Origin of the sequence: Sporosarcina psychrophila, assembly GCF_001590685.1 — a bacterium.
Lineage (GTDB): Bacteria > Bacillota > Bacilli > Bacillales_A > Planococcaceae > Sporosarcina > Sporosarcina psychrophila.
Genome location: NZ_CP014616.1, coordinates 1008316 through 1027592, shown reverse-complemented (window position 1 = coordinate 1027592; position 19277 = coordinate 1008316). Strand labels below are relative to the sequence as shown.

General features: G+C 42.1%; 14 protein-coding genes and 1 pseudogene. 9 read left to right on the top strand and 6 right to left on the bottom strand.

The window, feature by feature from the left end; genetic code table 11:
* Positions 1-12: 12 nt before the first annotated feature.
* Positions 13-2397 (bottom strand): 3-hydroxyacyl-CoA dehydrogenase/enoyl-CoA hydratase family protein, encoded by a 2385-nt coding sequence (locus tag AZE41_RS04870; RefSeq protein ID WP_067206299.1) that lies wholly within the window; start codon positions 2395-2397, stop codon positions 13-15.
* Between the two features lie 215 nt (positions 2398-2612).
* On the opposite strand from AZE41_RS04870, the gene AZE41_RS04865 reads away from it, so the two are divergent.
* The 3 genes from AZE41_RS04865 to AZE41_RS04855 all read left to right on the top strand — a co-directional run bounded on the left by AZE41_RS04865 (position 2613) and on the right by AZE41_RS04855 (position 4709).
* Positions 2613-2933, top strand: coding sequence for a thioredoxin family protein (locus tag AZE41_RS04865; RefSeq protein WP_067206296.1), 321 nt, complete (start codon positions 2613-2615; stop codon positions 2931-2933).
* A gap of 115 nt (positions 2934-3048) precedes the next feature.
* Entirely contained in the window at positions 3049-3513 is a 465-nt protein-coding gene (locus AZE41_RS04860) for an STAS domain-containing protein (protein ID WP_067206293.1), read from the top strand.
* A 683-nt stretch (positions 3514-4196) separates the two neighbouring features.
* A complete protein-coding gene (locus tag AZE41_RS04855; RefSeq protein ID WP_067206291.1) occupies positions 4197-4709 on the top strand; it encodes a C39 family peptidase in 513 nt (170 codons plus the stop codon).
* 118 nt (positions 4710-4827) lie between these two features.
* Here AZE41_RS04855 and AZE41_RS22575 read toward each other — a convergent pair whose 3' ends face one another.
* Complete coding sequence (locus AZE41_RS22575; protein ID WP_156475968.1) at positions 4828-4971, bottom strand: STAS domain-containing protein; 144 nt, start codon at positions 4969-4971, stop codon at positions 4828-4830.
* A gap of 613 nt (positions 4972-5584) precedes the next feature.
* Between AZE41_RS22575 and AZE41_RS04845 the strand changes: the two genes are divergently transcribed.
* On the top strand, positions 5585-6994 hold the full coding sequence (locus tag AZE41_RS04845; protein WP_231885772.1) for a sensor histidine kinase: 1410 nt from the start codon (positions 5585-5587) through the stop codon (positions 6992-6994).
* Positions 6995-7246: 252 nt separating this feature from the next.
* Positions 7247-7497, top strand: a pseudogene (locus tag AZE41_RS23620) (IS66 family transposase); the annotation flags it as partial.
* A gap of 410 nt (positions 7498-7907) precedes the next feature.
* Here AZE41_RS23620 and AZE41_RS04840 read toward each other — a convergent pair.
* Complete coding sequence (locus AZE41_RS04840) at positions 7908-8795, bottom strand: 5'-3' exonuclease (RefSeq protein WP_067206286.1); 888 nt, start codon at positions 8793-8795, stop codon at positions 7908-7910.
* A gap of 117 nt (positions 8796-8912) precedes the next feature.
* On the opposite strand from AZE41_RS04840, the gene AZE41_RS04835 reads away from it, so the two are divergent.
* The gene (locus tag AZE41_RS04835; protein WP_067206283.1) at positions 8913-10151 is read left to right on the top strand and encodes an NAD(P)/FAD-dependent oxidoreductase; all 1239 of its coding nucleotides are present in this window, start codon (positions 8913-8915) and stop codon (positions 10149-10151) included.
* A 103-nt stretch (positions 10152-10254) separates the two neighbouring features.
* Here AZE41_RS04835 and hutH read toward each other — a convergent pair whose 3' ends face one another.
* The 3 genes from hutH to hutU are packed head-to-tail and all read right to left on the bottom strand — an operon-like array spanning position 10255 to position 14689.
* Positions 10255-11730 (bottom strand): histidine ammonia-lyase, encoded by a 1476-nt coding sequence (hutH, locus tag AZE41_RS04830; RefSeq protein ID WP_067206280.1) that lies wholly within the window; start codon positions 11728-11730, stop codon positions 10255-10257.
* 26 nt (positions 11731-11756) lie between these two features.
* Entirely contained in the window at positions 11757-13016 is a 1260-nt protein-coding gene (gene hutI / locus AZE41_RS04825) for an imidazolonepropionase (protein WP_067206277.1), read from the bottom strand.
* A complete protein-coding gene (gene hutU, locus AZE41_RS04820) occupies positions 13013-14689 on the bottom strand; it encodes a urocanate hydratase (RefSeq protein WP_156475965.1) in 1677 nt (558 codons plus the stop codon). The genes hutI and hutU overlap by 4 nt, the downstream gene beginning before the upstream one ends.
* 1012 nt (positions 14690-15701) lie before the next feature.
* Here hutU and AZE41_RS23170 point away from each other — a divergent pair.
* From AZE41_RS23170 to AZE41_RS04805, 3 genes are all read left to right on the top strand, one after another.
* Entirely contained in the window at positions 15702-16664 is a 963-nt protein-coding gene (locus AZE41_RS23170) for a hypothetical protein (RefSeq protein ID WP_231885771.1), read from the top strand.
* Between the two features lie 203 nt (positions 16665-16867).
* A complete protein-coding gene (locus tag AZE41_RS04810) occupies positions 16868-18382 on the top strand; it encodes a glycine betaine uptake BCCT transporter (RefSeq protein WP_067213849.1) in 1515 nt (504 codons plus the stop codon).
* Positions 18383-18554: 172 nt separating this feature from the next.
* A complete protein-coding gene (locus AZE41_RS04805; protein WP_187046773.1) occupies positions 18555-19253 on the top strand; it encodes a ZIP family metal transporter in 699 nt (232 codons plus the stop codon).
* Positions 19254-19277: the final 24 nt, after the last annotated feature.

The window sequence follows — 19277 nt, the reverse complement described above, 5'->3', positions numbered from 1 at the left end:
ATGCACTTTAAATCAGTTACGTAACGGTTTACCTTTTACGAGCATGTGTTGCATACGCTGTTGTGATTTTGGTTCCGCCACAAGGCTAAGGAACGCTTCACGTTCAAGGTCCAACATATATTGTTCGTCAACAAGTGTTCCGTATGGTACTTTTCCGCCGGATAAAACAAACGCCAGCTTCTTCGCGATTTTCAGATCATGCTCGCTGATAAAGCCAGATAGGAACATGCCCTCTGCCCCGAGAAGCATCGTTGCATAACCCGAATCACCTGTAACAGGGAATTTCTCACGTTTAGGTGCTTTATAACCCATGTCAAACAATGCAATAGCTGCCTGTTTCGCATCATAGATTAAGTGATCTGCATTGACACTAATACCATCTGCGAAATCGAGGAAGTTATTTTCACGTGCTTCGTCTCCTGAAGTAGACACTTTTGCAGTCGCGATTGATTCGAAAACTTTATTGGCAACAAATTGATAGTCAATGTGAACGCCCTTTGGCAATCCTTTTAAATGTTTCGTATAAAGTCCTACGTTTCCGCCACCACCCGGTATCAAACCAACGCCGACTTCAACAAGTCCCATATACGTTTCCATTGAAGCTTGAATATGAGCTGCCGGTAGACAAACCTCAGTCCCTCCCCCAAGCGTCATTGCAAATGGCGCTGCAACAACAGGTTTTGAGGAATACTTGATTTTCATCATGGCGTTTTGGAATGAGCGAACAGTGAAATCAAGTTCAAAGATATTGTCATCCTGCGCTTCCATAAGAATCATTCCTAGGTTTGCACCCACACAGAAGTTTTTGCCTTGATTTCCAATGACAAGCCCTTTGAAGTTTTTCTCAACTTCATCAACGGCGAAGTTGATCATTTGAATGATGTCAGGACCAATTGAATTCGATTGTGAATGGAATTCAAGAAGTGCCACACCATCGCCAAGGTCGATTAAACTAGCGCCTGAATTCTTTTTGATAACACCATGTTTTTGCTTATAGCGCTTCAAGTCGATTACTTTTTCATTAACAGGAACAAGCTTGTAATCTTCTCCATCGAAGAAGTAAAGTTCACTGTCTTCTTCTTTATAGAAAGTTTCATAGCCTTTGTCGAGCAAACTTTGAACGAATGCTGGAACTTTCCCGCCTTCATCTTTCATCTTCTCAACAGATTTTGCTACGCCGATTGCATCCCAGATTTCAAATGGTCCTTGCTGCCATCCAAATCCCCATTTCATGGCATTGTCGATTGCAACGATATCATCTGCAATTTCACCGTTTAGTTCTGCAGAATAAAGCAATGTTGGTGATAGGATACTCCACAAGATTTCACCAGTGCGATCATCCGCATAGACGAGCGTTTTCACTCTATTAGCAAGTCCTTTTTGTTGTTTAGCCATTTCAATAGAAGGTGTTTTCAACTTTTTAGCTGGACTGTATTCAAATGTCTCTGTATCTAGTTCAAGAATCTCTTTACCTTTTTTCAGATAAAATCCTTGTTTTGCCTTGGCACCAATCCAGCCATTATCAATCATTTTCTTCATGAATGGCGGCAATTCAAACACTTTTTGCTCTTCGCCTTCCGTCTTGTCGTAAACGTTTTTCGCCACATGCATGAACGTATCTAGTCCAACAACGTCAAGCGTACGGAATGTTGCCGATGTCGGACGGCCAATCAAGGTACCCGTCACCGAGTCAACTTCTCCAATCGAATAGCCGCGTTTCTCCATCTCGCGTAATGTGATAAGAAGGCCATATGTACCGATTCGGTTCGCGATGAAGTTCGGCGTATCTTTTGCAATGACAACTCCCTTACCAAGCGTATCTTCACCAAAACGGGTCATAAACTCTATAACTTCCGGAGCCGTTGTGCTCGCTGGAATAATCTCAAGTAATTTCAAGTAACGCGGTGGATTGAAAAAATGTGTGCCCATGAAATGTTTTTGGAAATCTTCCGAACGTCCTGCCGCCATCGCTTCAATACTAATACCCGATGTATTTGAAGTGATAATTGTACCTGGTTTACGAACTGCATCTATTTTTTCATACAAACCTTTTTTAACATCAAGATTTTCAACAATCACTTCAATAATCCAGTCAACATCTTTTAATTTATCCAGATCATCTTCGAAATTCCCTGCTTCAATAAGGGACAGATTACTTTTCTTCGTTAGGGGTGCAGGTTTTTGTTTCACTAATTTCTGCAAAGCACCTGCCGCAATTTTATTTCGTACGATGTCATCTTCAAGCGTAAGCCCTTTTGTAGCTTCCTCTTCAGTTAACTTTCCAGGAACGATATCCAAAAGTAAAACTGGAATTCCTATATTAGCGAGATGAGCTGCAATACCCGAACCCATAACGCCTGAACCTAAAACTGCCGCTTTTTTAATTTGATAAGTCACTTGCGAAGCCTCCCTTTTTTCGTTTGAATGAACACTCATTCATTTAATGGGCAAAAAAAATAGAAACCGTTTCTATATCTCTCAGTGTAGAACATATTGCTAGTTTTCGCAATATTTAAATCTAAAATTTTTCAACTTTCTATCTGAAACATATCATTACCCGACTAAAGTGATTACGTTGTACACTGTCCATATAAAGGAGGTCAATATATATTATGAAACCAATTACAACAGTTGAACAATTTAATGAAATTATTGCCGGCGATTCTAAAGCACTTGTAAAATTCCAGGCAGGATGGTGCCCTGACTGCAGACGTATGGATATGTTTATTGATCCAATCGTCGAGAAATATGATGAATACACATGGTATGATGTCGACCGTGACGTACTGCCGGAAATCGCTGATAAGTATGACGTCATGGGAATTCCTAGTTTACTGATTTTCCAAAACGGTGAAAAGCAAGCGCATCTGCATAGTGCTAATGCAAAATCGCCATCACAAGTGACGGATTTCCTTGAAGGCGTAAAAGCGTAACTGTATAGAAGCTTTACCTAAACGGATGGACTTATGTCTATCCGTTTTTTCATTTTCGGTGCACCTTTTATCTAGATGAAGTATACTAGAAAAAATGATAACGGGGTGTGTATTAGTGGACTACGAGAATGAAATCCAACTGCTTAAAGCTAAAATTGCTTCCTATGAAAAGATTATACTAGAAACATCAGCACCAATCATTCCTTCAATCGTCGAAAACACGATACTCGTCCCGATTTCGGGTCACACCGGCCAAGATCGTTTTAATTTGATCCGCACCCGCGTCCTCGATTATGTTGGAATTCATAGAAGTACGGTGTGTGCAGTATTCGATTTCACCGGGGTAGGCCACAAAGACGTTGAGGAATATGATTTTAATATACTTACTCTTGAAATCAATCAACTGAATAACACGTTGAAACTGATGGGGGTACGTCCAATTTTTGTCGGTTTTAATCCGAGGATTGTCAGAGAAATCGTATCCGCCGGCATCCACTTGGAAATTGAAACCTATGTAAACTTCAGAACTTCATTAGCAGTACTACTTAACGAAACAGAAAACTCACTTCAATTGTTTTAATGAAGTGAGTTTTTTTCTACCAAATTTGAATACCTTCACTTGCTACCAGGAAGACTATACTGTATTGCAATAAGTATTTCAACGTACAAACTTTCGTGTTATCACCGTGAGAGCTACGGTGATAATCTACTAACTATATATGTTGAATTACAGAATCCTATTGAATCTGCCGTGGCGCTCAATTAATGAGAGAGATGTTATTCGGTTTTTGGATTGTAGATCGCTTGGCGCTTTGGGGATGCCTCTCGCCCTAAGCCTGGATTAGCGCTTCGCATCCAGTCTTACGGCTTCGGCGACCCCTTTGCCGCGCCTGCGCTAGGGTATTCATTATCGAGAGAAATGTGATTTTGAGATTTATATACCGAGACTTTAATGTGATTTCTAGTTGATACTACTTATAGTCAAGAAAGATGCACTCTAGGTTGCAGATTTCATCACAGCTAATGAAATGCTCTTTCGCACATAGTTAATCCTGCGAAGGCGCGTCTTCGTGGTAGCCGGAGCGATAAGACTGAGGAGGGATGCAGTTCAATCCCTCCCAGCGGTCTTCTTTCTGGCTTATCGCGGGAGGCATCCACAAAGCGGCGAAGCGGTATTGGCAGGAATTCTAATTAGTTCTAAGTATTAGAACTTTTTCAGTGATCTCACGCTAGGTAGAGCTCTTTTTTTCTGGAGGTAGATGAATGAAAACTATATTGAACGTCAAAGGAAAATCCCAATTTGATGAGGATGTTGAACAATCGATTCGATCATCAGCATGCGGACCGGTAACAGCATTTGTAATGACTCAACATCTTTTTCCACAGGGGTGCCCTTACACAACAAATGAATTATATCGTCTCCTAGGTAGCACAAAAATTGGTTTATTCAAATACCGCTTCATCCGAAATATGCGCAAAGTGCTTGGAGTAGAATGGACAGTTGCGGGGTGCACTATTGATGAAGTGAAAAGACAACTCGACAACGGCCGGCCCGTCGCTGCAAAATTTGATAAATGGTTTACATTTCGTTGGCGCGGCAAGTATGGATTCGACTATCATTGGGTACCTGTCATAGGCTATGAAGAGACAGCTGACGATATTTTTCTCTTTATTCATGACAACGGGGGAAGAAACCGGGATAGCCAGGTCCGGCATATTTCATATAAGATGAATAGGTCAATTTTATCTTTTATAAAGATTGAGCCTACTGAATAGTAAATCCAAAAATCCCTACCCGAATCAATTTTCGACTCGGATAGGGATTTTTATTTTTCTATATACGTTAAAGCCTACTTCAGCGTGGCAAAACTTTTGAGCCTAGCTGTACGAGCGTTTATACGATAGCGGGCGATATTCCATTTACAATTGGCTGAATACCAAGTAGGGAAAGCGCATCAAACAAATTGAATAATTGCTGTGCCACAAATGTGTCTATTGTCTGCAAACCCGATAAATCGATAATCAGGTTTTCCAACATATTTCCACGTCCCAAATAAAACTAACATCGCTCCAAAATTTTGCTAGGTAGATAAGTGATTTCGAAAGCGAATCCATTTCTACGTTCCCCCTAGTAGACATAACACCCATTCTCGGCAGTATTTAGCTTTGTTACTCAATAAGAAAAACATCAATTTGTATAGTACGATTAGGTAAATACCCCAAAAATTGCTATAATAATCTTATAGTGATGATGGTTATGATGAAAAAAGGTGGTAATTATAGTAACAATTCTATTAATCGTTTCTATTTTAATAGTGAATTATTCCGCATTAGTCGAGGGACAAGTCAATTCACCTAAAAAACTATCATTGAACATTTATCAGCAGCTTTTGAAGTGAGTCCAACAAATAATGAAAATCAAAACGACTTTTACATCATTGTTTCAAATGTCACGAGTGGTTTATATAAAGTCATTATTACTGCCACAAATGACTACACTTATGAAAGTGAAGAACTAAATCGCGATATCATAATACCTTCAACAAACATCGAACCAAATGAGAAGCGACTGACCTTATTAGATTTCGTGATTCTATTACAGTAGGTTAAACAAGTAATGTCTTCAAGAAAATATGATAGTAATGCTATTTGTGAAAAGCGAATTTTTAATTTCATTGGCAAAAGAATATTTTATAGTAGATTCGGATAATCTATGCTTTTCAATTAAAACAGATGAGGAAGTACTAATTTTTATGAAAAATAGTAAAATTAAACTTATTTTAGTATTATCTGCTATCTTGTTATTGTTGTTTACAAGTTTAAATGTCTTCACCTCTTATGTGAAGATAAAAAAGACAGTTGAAGAGTCAATCGCCAATCAAAGTCTTGCAGCAGCAGAATCCATTGCGTCTGCGATAGACAAAGAAACGTATCAGAAATTTTTGAATAATCCTGCGAAAAACGACTATTATTGGGAATTAACAAACTACCTAGTTGATGCAAGAGAAAAACTGGGTGCATTATTTGTGTATACACTGAAAATCGATAATCCAATAGTATCGAACTCAATGATAGGCGGATTACCCAAGGAATTAGAAGAGAGCTATAGCATTGGATCGGTTGGTACAGTGCCCGAAAAGCAGGTCAAAATAGCCTTTGAAGGAAATACCTATATTACAGATGTAATTGAGGATGCCGTTTATGGCACTTTTCTTTCTGTTGGAGTGCCTATAAAGGATGAAGCAGGAATTGTCATGGGATACTTAGGTATCGATATTAGTGTTGATACACTTGATTATATTAAAGGGACAGTACTGAAAAATAATATCCTTCTCTTCGTCTTTAATGGTGCCTTTATTTTGGTCGTAATCGGATCTTTTTTATTTTTGCAAAGATGGTATCAACAAGAAGTGGCAAAGGAAGTCGGCTATACAGAAGATACATACCAAGCTGAACTTAAAACGTTAATCACTTCCATATCTTCTTTAAGACATGATTTCACCAATCATATTCAGGTTTTACACGGATTACTTCAACTAGGGGAATCTAAGCAAGCTCAGCAATACATATCATCTTTGTCAAAAGAAGTTCTGGCGCTAGAAAGTCTAAAATTAAATATAGATCATCCTGGTCTATCAATCTTACTGCAAACAAAGAAACTGGCTGCACAAAATTATCATATTGATATGAATTTTACGGTTTCTCATGATGCATTCGATAAAATAAAAACAACAGATTTAATCATAATACTGTCGAATTTAATTGATAATGCAATTGATGCAACAGTTGCATTACCTGTAGCTGAACGTAAAATAACAATTAGCTGTCAAACGGATGTTACGCAGTATCTATTTAAGATAACGAATACTGGACCTAAAATTAGTGACAATGAACATATTTTTAAACAAGGATATTCAACAAAAAATGCAGAACAAGGAAAGATAAGAGGGCAAGGTTTATTTATAGTGAAGGAAGTTGTGAATAGATATAATGGGGAAATCTCAATTGATTCAATAAATGATTTAGAGACTATAGCCCTTGTGGGAATCCCTCTAAAGTAAATTTGAATGAAATTGTAAACTCCCTACTACTAGTTGTGGGGAGTTTTTTTATTTATCTCGCTGGTTTATGCTACTAATTTTCTTATTTTGTGCTTTCTTAATTCGAATGATTATTCATATGTATTCCGTATTCAATGTGTAGACATAACACCAATTCACGGAAGTATTTAGCTCCATTTCTTAAACTAAAGTAATCCTTTAGTTACTTCTCTTTTGGCACGGATTAGTGTGCTTTTAACAGGATGGCCGCATAATAATCGAAGTGAACGAGCAATTAAGCCCTTCGTGATTGGTCGAAAAAATTGCTTTTCTCTCAATCGAAGAAAGACGCAAAAGCAATCGCCTATAGTATCGTGGAAGCTGCCAAAGAAAATCACTTAAATCCGTTGATTTACGTAACCTACGTATTTGAACAGTTGCCTGTAATCAATCTAACGGGTTCCAAAGCGCTTGATCAACTGCTCGCCAAAGACCCTACCAACAGATTGCCACGTCCCAAGTAAAAACAAAACAAAGCATATCACGGTACGCATGACAAATAGCCGTCTATACGATTTTTTTAATCGTATAGACGGCTATTTTATTTAGTGCTACAAGTGGCTTTAATGTTTTTCGTTGAGGGCAAGTACTGAACTAAAACCTCATAATTTATTGAATACTTAGAACCGTTAAAATTTTCTTAACATCCTCATAGAATTCGATGCCCTTGCTTTTAACCGTTTCTGCAATGCTCAAACAAATCGCGTTCGCTTTTGCACCATGGTGAAATTCCTTCAGTGGGTCGACACTTCGCCTTTCTTTGTAGAAATGCCCTCGGACAAGTAGCCCAAGCTTGAACTATTTTCTTGGCTTCCGCCGCGATTTTTATGCGCATATATTGTAAACTTTTTTCACACGCATCCCCCTCGTATATTTATAGCAATAGCGAATCCGCTTGTCTAACAATCATGGAATAACCTTCTCTATCTATCAGTTCCCTTACAACTCCATCATAAACAGGTATTTTCAGGGTTTCGATTGGATCATCCATTTTTAATTCACAATGGATTTCTGCAAGTTTTTTGGATAATAAGAGCATGTCCATCTCTTCCTCGATTTTCTTGCGTATTGCCGGCGTCAACTCATGCAATGATTGAATCACGCCTTCCACCGATCCATATTCTTTAATGAGTTTAAGTGCAGTTTTTGGTCCGATGCCTCTCACTCCAGGATAGCCGTCACTTGTATCCCCAGTGAATGCTTTTGTGTCAATAAACTGGATAGGGGTAATTCCATACTCTTCAATGAAACGTTCCTCTGTGTAAATATCGTAAACATTAAAACCTTTTTTCGTAAATGCAATACGGACACCCGGTCTAAGCAACTGCAACATATCTTTATCGCCAGTCACGATTGTAATCTCCGCTTTCCCCTCCCAAGCCTGAACGAATGAACCAATCAGATCGTCTGCTTCCATGCCTGGCACTCCGTAGTTTTTCCAACCAATTAATTCAGAAACACTTCTTGCCATATCAAACTGCGGTACGAGCTCCGGCGCCGGTGCAGGCCGGTTTGCTTTATATCCTTCAAATAAGTCATTGCGGAACGTTTGCGCGCCCATATCCCAACAAACCGCCATATGTGTAGGTTTGAATATCGAGGTCGCTGTCATAGTATGACGGGCAAACCCCTGCACTGCATTCGTCGGAATTCCAGCGTCATTCGGGAAATAATGCCCCATCGCCGAAGTTGCAAAAAAGGAGCGGAATAAGAGTGCCATTCCGTCGATTATTAAAATATGTGGTTTTTCTTCTATAGTCATTTAATCTTCTTCCTCCATCTGCCAAACTTTATTAGTAGAACTTCATCAATGATAACATGCTTTCAATCAGTAGTTTTGGGGTAAAGAATAATAGATTTCATAGAGGAGGTTGTAAGTATGCATATTCACGAAGGTTCATTGTATTGGCCAGGAACGATGCCAATTCCCCCCGAACGAAAAAAAGTAGAAATCGCGTCACATTATGATGTCATTATTGTAGGTGGAGGGATGTCGGGAGCTCTTTCGGCACTTGCATTGGCTGACAAAGGTCATTCGATCGCAGTGCTAGACAAGCGGCAGATGGCTACTGGCAGCACAATGGCAAATACGGGATTGCTTCAATATTCAAATGACATCATGCTCCATGAATTAATCGAACAAATTGGAGAAAAGGATGCTGTACGTTTTTATCAGTTATGCTTGGAAGCAATGGAAAACCTAAAAAAGACAGCTGAACGACTGCCGCTTAACCCTGATTTCATCAGTCGGCCAAGCATTTATTATGCAAGTGACGAAAATGATTTAAAACGCATTAGGAAAGAATATGATACATTAACGCATTATGGATTTCCTTGCGATTTTTGGGACGAGGTAGAAATCTGCAAGCATCTGCCGTTTTCGAAACCGGGAGCAATCGTGACATACGGTGATGCTGAAGTGAACCCTTACAAATTCGTCAACGGACTATTACAATTGGTCGAATCAATGGGCGTCCATCTCTTCGAATTTACAGAAGTGACGGACATAAACGACGAAAATGGACTGTTGCACATTTCCACATCTGCCGGGGAATTTTATGCGGATAATGTTCTTTTTACAACTGGATACGAGACCCTTCCTGTAGGAAAACGAATTGGTGCCGACATTAACCGTTCGTACGTCATTGTCACTGAGCCAATTGACGATTCTCCGATTTGGCATAAAAATGCGCTCATTTGGGAATCAAAGCGTCCGTATCTCTATATGCGGACAACGGAGGACAACCGAATCATTGTAGGAGGGCTCGACGAGGACAAACCCCAAGCCCCTCTTTCAAATGAATCGATTATGAAGCACGGTGCAATCTTAAAAAAACAGCTGCAAGAACTTTTCCCCGAACTTCCGATTGAAATTGACTACGCTTATTGTGCAACATTTGGAGAATCTCTGGACAACTTACCATTCATCGGAGAGCATCCATCAAAAAGAAATCATTATTATCTACTTGGCTATGGAGGTAATGGAACTGTTTACAGTATGCTTGGTTCAAAAATTCTCGCTGATATTATGACGGGCAAGGCCAATTCTGATGCGCATATCGTTCAACTCGAACGCTCCGCAACCGCTTTAGCTGGTGGAAGAAGCGGAATTGCCTGACCAATGAACATGATGATAACGAGTAAAAAGTTCAAAGTTCTCAAAGAGAGACAATACAAAAAACCGAAGCCTCCTAAAATCCGCTTCGGTTTTTTGCTAGTTATCAGACTAGAAATTGAGCAAGCTTTTCAATATCCGGCGTAAAAATACGATCTTCTTCAATTGGTCGCACGATTTCCAGCAATTGATCGAACTTGACACGGGTTTTTGGTGCCATTTGTTCTGCCCCTCTAATGGAACAGCCTGTCAGTGCGCAAAGCGCTTCAATTGCGAGTACATTTCTCGCATTTTTTATGATGGCATGTGCATGCCTGGCACCGATTGTTCCCATTGATACATGATCTTCCTGGTTGCCAGACGATGGAATCGAGTCAACGGACGCTGGGTGTGCAAGTGTTTTATTCTCAGAAACAAGGCTGGCTGCTGAATATTGTAAAATCATTGCACCCGATTGTAACCCAGGTTCTGGACTCAGGAACGGCGGCAATCCTTCATTCAATTGTGGATTAACGAGCCGTTCAATACGACGTTCGGAAATACTTGCAAGTTCTGCTACGCCCAGCTTCAAGAAGTCCATCGCAAACGCAATCGGTTGACCATGGAAGTTACCGCCAGATACAACCGTATCACCATCATCGAAAATAAGTGGATTATCCGTCGCGGCATTCATCTCAATCTCTAGCTTCTCTTTTACATAACCAAGTACTTGCCAGCTCGCGCCGTGCACTTGTGGAATACAACGAATTGAATAAGCGTCTTGGACACGTTTTTCGCCTTGAATGGTTGTCAGACGACTCCCTTTCAACCAATCCAGCATCCTCGCCGCCACATCCACTTGTTCCGGATAACCGCGCGCTTCGTGAATCGCCGGATGAAATGCGTCCGTAATTCCATAGAGCGCTTCCATTGTCATTGCAGCAACCCACTCGCTAGCATACGCAAGTGATTCTGCCTCCAAATAATTGACAACGCCTTGCGCAGTCATTGCTTGCGTCCCGTTAATGAGCGCTAGCCCCTCTTTCGCTTCGAGCACAATTGGCGACATGCCATGCTCATTCCAAATAGTTGCAGCTGGAACGTGCAAGCCGTCTTGCCAGACAAATCCTTCGCCAAGTAAAACAAGCGCTAGATGAGACAATGGCGCCAGATCACCTGATGCACCAAGTGAACCTTGCTGTGGAATGACCGGGTGAATGCGATTATTCACCATATAAGCAAACCGTTCTAGCACTTCTGCACGGATTCCGGAGAAACCTTTTAAAAGCGCATTCAGACGTAGTACCACCATCGCACGCGAAACGTTTTCAGGAAACGCTTCTCCAACGCCGCATGAATGCGATCGGATCAAGTGTAATTGCAATGCTTTCGTATCCTTTTCATCGATTTTAACGTCGCTGAACTTACCAAACCCCGTATTAATCCCGTATACGGTCCGGTCTTCACTAACAATTTTCTCAACCGCAGCCCGGCTTTTATTAACACGTTCCAAGGCTTCATCGTTCAATGAAACCCCGATTTCTTTATATATGATGTCGTTCATTTGAGCCAGATTTAGTGACGATCCTGTTAATTCAATCATGACAACCATCCTTTAATTAATATTAATCATCCAACGACTTTTACACCTTTTTTCCAGACGGACTTAACATGGTTCACCCCGAACAAGTATTGAAGTTCTTGGTAGTTTGAAATGTCCCATAGAACGACATCCCCTTGTTTACCTATTTCCAATGATCCTGTTTTATCTGCCATTTGGATTGCACAAGCCGCGTTATACGTCGCGGCAGTAAGCGCTTCTGCCGGTGTTAGTCGCATCGATATACACGCTAAGTTCATAACAAGTGGCATCGATGTCGTCGGTGAAGATCCGGGATTACAATCTGTCGATATCGCGACCGGTACGCCAGCGTCAATCATCTTGCGCCCTTGTGCTGCTTGCTCCCTAAGATATAAGGCGGTTGCTGGCAATAAACAAGCGATTGTTCCGGAATCTGCCATCGCTTTAATTCCTTCATCAGACGCTTTCAATAAATGCTCTGCTGAAATCGCTCCAACTTTCGCCGCCAGTTCCGCGCCGCCATAGGGTTCAATTTCATCCGCATGGATTTTTGGTATCAGACCATACTTTTTCCCTGCTTCTAAAATTCGTTGTGATTGTTCAGGTGTGAAAACACCAACTTCACAAAATACATCATTGAAGACTGCTAGCTTTTCATTGGCAACAGCAGGAAGCATTTCATTGACGACAAGATCTATATACTCGTCTTCCCGTCCTTTGAATTCTGTCGGCACTGCATGTGCACCCATGAACGTTGGCACAAGGTCAATCGCATGTTCTTGCTGCAAGCGTTTCATGACACGGAGCTGTTTTAGTTCCGTTGCCAAATCTAAGCCGTACCCACTTTTCCCCTCGACAGTTGTGACGCCGTGTTTCAGAAACGAATCAAGGCGTTTCTTCGTCTGCTCAACAAGTTCATCTTCAGTTGCTTCACGAGTCATTTTTGTTGTCGCATGAATACCGCCACCTGCATTCATAATTTCCATATAGGTCGCGCCTTCAAGTCGCATTTCAAATTCACGTTCGCGACTGCCACCATAGGCGACATGTGTATGCGGATCGACGAGGCCTGGAGTAACGAGATGACCAGTTGCGTCTGTGATTTCCGCTTCATGGGCGCGGTCTTTGAACTGCTCTTCTAATTGTTGAGTCGTGCCGACTGCTCTTATGATCCCATCTTCTATCCAGATACTGCCGTCTTCTATAATTGATAAATCATTCATCGCTTCTTTTATTCGCGGGGCTGTACCAGCTTGGGCTAACGTCGCAAGTTGCGCTGCATGTTTAATCCATATAATTTTTGTCATTCTTCAATCGCCTCTTTTGCCATCATCGGAATGTTGACCCCTTTTTCCCACGCCGTTTTTTCGGCAAGTTCATAGCCCGCATCAACATGACGGACGATACCCATTCCTGGATCTGTCGTTAATACACGTTCGATTCGAGCTTCTGCTTCTTTGGTTCCATCCGCGACAATAACCATACCTGCATGAACCGAATAACCCATCCCAACGCCGCCTCCATGATGAATGGAAACCCAAGTAGCTCCGCCGACTGCGTTAATCATTGCATTCAACAGCGGCCAGTCAGCTACTGCATCCGAACCGTCTTTCATCGCTTCCGTCTCACGGTTTGGCGATGCAACTGATCCCGAGTCGAGATGATCTCGCCCAATGACAATCGGTGCTTTTAATTCGCCCGAAGCGACCATATCATTAATGATTTTTCCAAAGCGGGCACGTTCTCCGTACCCTAGCCAGCAAATCCGTGACGGCAGTCCTTGAAACTGAATTTTATCTTGCGCCATTCGAATCCAGTTGCACAAATGTGTGTTATCACCAAATTCACGTAAAATAACTTCATCTGTTTTATAAATATCTTCAGGATCTCCTGATAGAGCAACCCAGCGGAATGGCCCTTTTCCTTCACAAAACTGTGGACGGATATAGGCGGGAACAAATCCTGGGAAATCGAATGCACGAGTTACGCCTTCATCTTTCGCCACCTGACGAATGTTGTTACCGTAATCGAACGTAATTGCACCTTTATCCATCATGTCTAGCATTGCTTCAACATGTTTTGCCATCGATGCTTTCGACCGTTTGATATACGCCTCCGGATTTTCCGCTCGCAGTTTCGCGGCTTCCTCTAGTGACATTCCAGATGGAATATAACCGTTTAACGGATCATGTGCAGATGTCTGATCAGTTAACACATCTGGGATAAATCCAATCGCAAGCATCGCAGGAAGCACTTCCGATGCATTACCTAACAGACCGATTGACAGTGCACTGCCCTCTTTTTTTGCTTCTTCAGCAAGACGGATCGCCTCTTCAAGTGAATCTGTTTTCACATCGGTATAGCGTGTTTCAATTCGGCGATCAATTCGCGTTTCATCTACTTCGATACCGATACAGACTCCCCCGGCCATCGTTACCGCTAGCGGCTGTGCAGCCCCCATCCCCCCGAGTCCAGCAGTTAGTGTAATCGTGCCTTTCAGCGACTCTCCAAAATGCTGTTTCGCCAGTTCCGCAAACGTTTCGTATGTCCCTTGCACGATTCCTTGTGAACCGATATAAATCCAGCTTCCCGCCGTCATTTGTCCGTACATCATAAGTCCTTTTTTATCGAGCTCATGGAAATGTTCCCAGTTGGCATAGGCCGGGACTAGATTCGAGTTCGCAATCAATACTTTTGGTGCGTCTGTATGTGACTTGAATATCGCAACTGGTTTCCCCGATTGCACAAGTAATGTTTCATCATTTTCAAGTTCTTTCAACGAGCGGACAATTGCGTCAAACGACTCCCAATTTCGTGCCGCCTTTCCAATGCCACCGTAAACAACAAGGTCATCCGGATGCTCAGCCACTTCCGCGTCTAAGTTATTCATCAGCATACGAAGCGCCGCCTCCTGCTGCCACCCCTTCGTGTTCAACTCAGTCCCACGGTAACGAATAACCTTTTCAGATGCTTTCCCCACTATGAACCCCTCCTTACTATTCTACTAGTATCGTACACGATGAAAGCGCTTTATTGTTCGGTATTCAGAAAATTTAGTCCGTGCTAATAGGGTGCTATTGTAGTGAGATAAAGCAGTGAAGTTACTATATTGTCGGCACTTAATAAATAGAATGTTCTTCTAACACCGCTTTTTCGTTAAACTAGCGAGGTATGCAACCAGTTAATTCCAAGTAGGTAGTACCGGATATATAGTTGGAGTGGCTTTGATAAACTGAGTAATCCATAGTACGAACCGTGCAACAGGAATTGGATACTCTACAACAGCGACAATTCTATATCGACAAAACACGTCTGTTGATTAACCATTTTCTTTCAAAAGATACTAATAAGGTAGGCGCAAAAATTTTCATTTGGACTAGTACGTTCCCGGCTCGCTTTCGGCTAAACTAATCACGACAGTTTTACCGATTGGGGAGGAATTGCAGTTCATTCCTCCTTGGTCGTCTTGTCGCGTACCTACAACGTTCAAGTGAAAATTGCAGTTGCTTGCTATATTCAAGAAAGACGCACTCCAGGTTGCGAATTTGATCACAGCTAATGAAATGCGCTTTCTCAAATAGACCATCCAGCGAAGGCGCGTCTTCGTGGTAGCCGTAGCGATAAGACTAAGGAAGGATGCAGTTCAATCCCTTCCAAGTGGTCTTCTTTCTGGCTTATCGCGGGAGGAATCCACAAAGCGGCGAAGCGGTATTGGTAGGAATTCTATTTCATTCCAAGTATCAGAACTTTTCAGCGACCTCTGGAAAGCCCTTGTAAAGCCCAAACGCCGGATTCATTTGGTCAACATCTATAGTAAGCATTATCATTTCCCGCAATCTCTTTTCCCACCAATTCCAAGTCAGTCCAAACCCACCCCCATTCACTTTGTCAGATTAGTCCGGCGAAACTAAAAAACCTTCCGAAAAAAAAGTCCATTCCCTTTCACCCATCGTCGCATAGGATAAAGAGAATCGCTTGGAAGGAGTGAACGAATGGTCAACATGCAACCAGGTGGTCAAGGGGAACAGCAATGGTACCCTAAATTACCTGAAGGATATGAAGCAAACCGGGCGCAAGATACGTCTGGGTATGCGAATGATAGCTGGTCACCAGGTATGGGAATGTCCGGACAGGGGATGCAAGGTTTTTCATCTGGGCAAGGGATGTCTGGACACGATATGCAAGCTTTCTCTCCAGGGCAAGAGGTACAGGGCTACGACATGCAAGCTTTCTCTCCTGAGCAAGAGATGCAAGGTTATGACATGCAAGCTTTTTCTCTAGGGCAAGAGGCACAGGGCTACGACATGCAAGCTTTTTCTCCAGGGCAAGAGGCACAGGGCTACGACATGCAAGCTTTTTCTCCAGGGCAAGAGGCACAGGGCTACGACATGCAAGCTTTTTCTCCAGAGCAAGAGATGTCAGGTTACGGGATGCCTGAACAGGAAATGGTTGCTTTCCACTCAGGACACGACATGCAGGGGTTTGCACCGCCAGGACGGCCGCCGGGCCAAGGAATGCCCGGATTTGGTCCGCCGGGACGACCACCTGGGCCAGGAATGCCCGGATTTGGTCCTCCAGGACGACCGCCGGGCCAAGGTAGTCCTGGATTTGGTCCTCCAGGATGGCCACCGGGACCAGGAATGCCGGGATTTGGTCCTCCAGGACGACCACCGGGCCAAGGACAACCGGGCGGACAACAAGCCCCATCATCTCCGCCACCAAATACCATACCAGCTTATCCAAGTACCCAGTTGTTTGCAGTAGATCCAGGTGCAATCCGTGGTTGTCTCTACCGCTATACCTATGTCTGGCTATCCAGAAGACAAGGTTTTTGGTTTTTCCCAGTCTTTGTCGGACGTACTTCTGTCGCCGGTTACAGATGGCGTAATAGGCAAAGAAGATGGGAATACATGGGGATCGACCTTAATCGAATCGACAAGTTCTCCTGTTTTTAATTAGCTACTTTCTATTATCTATGCTCACTTAATGAAAAAAACGATTCCATCACCGATGGAATCGTTTTTTATTGAGCTTATCTGTTTAACAATGACAGAGAGAGGGAATGTAATTAGAGGTGCGTGCATGGTAATGAAGAATAATGGACAAGATTAGTCTAAATGATGTGTACCATTATCTTATAAGAAAAATAGGTGATTTGATGAAAAAGGTATCAGGTGTTTTTTGGATTTCGGTCGGTCTAATAGGTTTGATAGTTTTATTCGGAGCATTTGCACCTGAAAGCTTCGAAAACGTAACAGAGAATATGAAAAACTTCATAACTTCATCATTCGGCTGGTATTATTTACTCGTTGTCACTGGAATTGTACTGTTCTGCCTGTTCTTTATCGTCAGTCCAATTGGGCAGATTACGCTCGGAAAACCTGATGAGAAGCCTGAGTATTCTCGAATGAGCTGGTTCGCAATGCTGTTTTCAGCAGGAATGGGGATTGGACTTGTCTTTTGGGGAGCAGCCGAACCTTTATCCCATTTTGCTATAGACCCCGCAACTGAACTGCCAGGAACCGACGCTGCTTTTCGTGAATCGATGCGCTTCACATTTTTCCATTGGGGTATTCATGCATGGGCGATTTACGCTGTAGTTGCCATGTCACTTGCGTATTTCCAATTCCGTAAAGGGGAACCTGGATTGATTTCCTCAACTTTGAAGCCCCTTTTTGGAGATCGGATGAACGGTCCTTTAGGCACATTGGTCAATCTACTCGCTATCTTCGCGACGGTAGTAGGGGTTGCAACGACTCTAGGGTTTGGAGCTATTCAAATCAACGGCGGATTATCTTATGTATTCGATATCCCCATCAATTTTACCGTTCAAATTATCATCATCATTATCGTAACAATTTTATTTGTTGCTTCTGCTTGGTCAGGTATAGGTAAAGGAATTAAATATTTATCTAATATCAATATGGTACTTGCGGTCATCTTACTGATACTTGTTATCATACTTGGACCTACTATGTTAATCTTCAATACATTTACCGATACAATCGGTCTTTACTTGCAAAACTTACCCCGTATGAGTTTCCGGGCAGCACCGCTTGATGATGCCAATCGTACGTGGATTAATGGTTGGACTATTTTTTATTGGGCGTGGTGGATTTCATGGTCCCCATTTGTTGGTATCTTCATTGCCCGCGTATCACGTGGAAGAACCATCCGGGAATTCTTAGTTGGTGTCTTGATGCTCCCCACATTGCTTAGCTTTTTCTGGTTTTCCGTTTTCGGTGCCACGGCAATGGATGTACAAATGAAAGGAACTGACTTATCTGGATTGAAAACAGAAGAGACACTTTTCGCCATTTTCAATGGGATGCCAATGTCAATGTTTCTATCGATTTTAGCAATTATCCTCATTGCCATCTTTTTCATCACATCCGCAGATTCTGCCACATTCGTGCTCGGAATGCAGTCAACTTACGGATCGCTTAATCCGCCAAATATTGTGAAACTGACATGGGGTGTTGCACAAGCAGCAGTTTCCATCATTCTGCTCTCTGCCAACGGGCTAACCGCACTGCAGAATGCATTGGTTATTGCTGCATTCCCCTTCTCCTTCGTCATCATTTTAATGATGATTTCGTTTTATAAGGCTCTTGATAAAGAACGAACGGAGATGGGACTGATGGTGAGACCTTATTCGAAGAAGAGGAAATAGTAATTTGAAAAGCCAAGACTGAGCCGTGTGCTCAACCTTGGCTTTTCTTTTTATGTTCTCCAACTTATTTAAATGCCTCTCCCACATTATTGCTTTGAAAGTTGTACTTCATAGATGCGAGCAATCTGCATATATTTCGTAGAGAGGTTTTACGAATTATAATGGGTAGGTGATGAAAGTGAGTGCAATATTACTTGGCAGTTTTCTTTTTTTAAGTGTAAGCTTCGGAGGTGGAATTGCTTGGCTAGTATCTAAACTATTCCACAATTCAACCGCAGGATTATCACTCCTATGCGGTGGATTTTTAGTAGGATTACTGGCACTTGATATCATTCCAAGCGCATTGAAGATGTATAAGTCTTTCGGTATCATACTGGGGGTATTCATTGGATACCTATTTTTTCTAGTGCTTCGCAATTTATTCCACCCATCTGCTGGTCAAAGTCCTTCCGTTTACTTGCTCATGCTTGCCATACTCATCCATACAATCCCGCTAAGTATGACCATTGGCAGCTTAATGGAGAGTTCAATAGTCGGCATCACAATTACAGCTTCTGTAATTCTGCATCATCTTCCGGAAGGTTTTGCACTTACAACTGCTTTTCTTTCGCAAAGGAAAAAGCCATGGAAGTTATTTTTAGGTTTCCTCAGCTTATCGCTATGCTTTAGCCTATTCATCTGGATCGGGCATTACGTAAATCTGTCTACCAAAGAGCAAGGTGTTCTAATGGGGATCTCCATTGGCCTCATTGCAACTACAAGCATTAGTGAATTCATCCTGCATAATCTAAAGCTGGTACCTCCAAGATCTTTTATCACCTATATTTTTACGGGTTATTTACTAAGTACTCTATTTCATCTGTTGTTATAATTTTAGGCAATATGGATGAAAGAT

Excerpts from the sequence above, each read along its gene's own strand:
- AZE41_RS04805 (WP_187046773.1), top strand. The coding sequence starts at position 18,555 with ATGAAAGTGAGTGCAATATTACTTGGCAGTTTTCTTTTTTTAAGTGTA.
- AZE41_RS04840 (WP_067206286.1), bottom strand. The coding sequence starts at position 8,795 with ATGACTATAGAAGAAAAACCACATATTTTAATAATCGACGGAATGGCA.
- AZE41_RS04855 (WP_067206291.1), top strand. The coding sequence starts at position 4,197 with ATGAAAACTATATTGAACGTCAAAGGAAAATCCCAATTTGATGAGGAT.
- AZE41_RS04835 (WP_067206283.1), top strand. The coding sequence starts at position 8,913 with ATGCATATTCACGAAGGTTCATTGTATTGGCCAGGAACGATGCCAATT.
- AZE41_RS23170 (WP_231885771.1), top strand. The coding sequence starts at position 15,702 with ATGGTCAACATGCAACCAGGTGGTCAAGGGGAACAGCAATGGTACCCT.
- AZE41_RS04865 (WP_067206296.1), top strand. The coding sequence starts at position 2,613 with ATGAAACCAATTACAACAGTTGAACAATTTAATGAAATTATTGCCGGC.
- AZE41_RS04810 (WP_067213849.1), top strand. The coding sequence starts at position 16,868 with ATGAAAAAGGTATCAGGTGTTTTTTGGATTTCGGTCGGTCTAATAGGT.
- hutI (WP_067206277.1), bottom strand. The coding sequence starts at position 13,016 with ATGACAAAAATTATATGGATTAAACATGCAGCGCAACTTGCGACGTTA.
- hutH (WP_067206280.1), bottom strand. The coding sequence starts at position 11,730 with ATGATTGAATTAACAGGATCGTCACTAAATCTGGCTCAAATGAACGAC.
- AZE41_RS22575 (WP_156475968.1), bottom strand. The coding sequence starts at position 4,971 with ATGTTGGAAAACCTGATTATCGATTTATCGGGTTTGCAGACAATAGAC.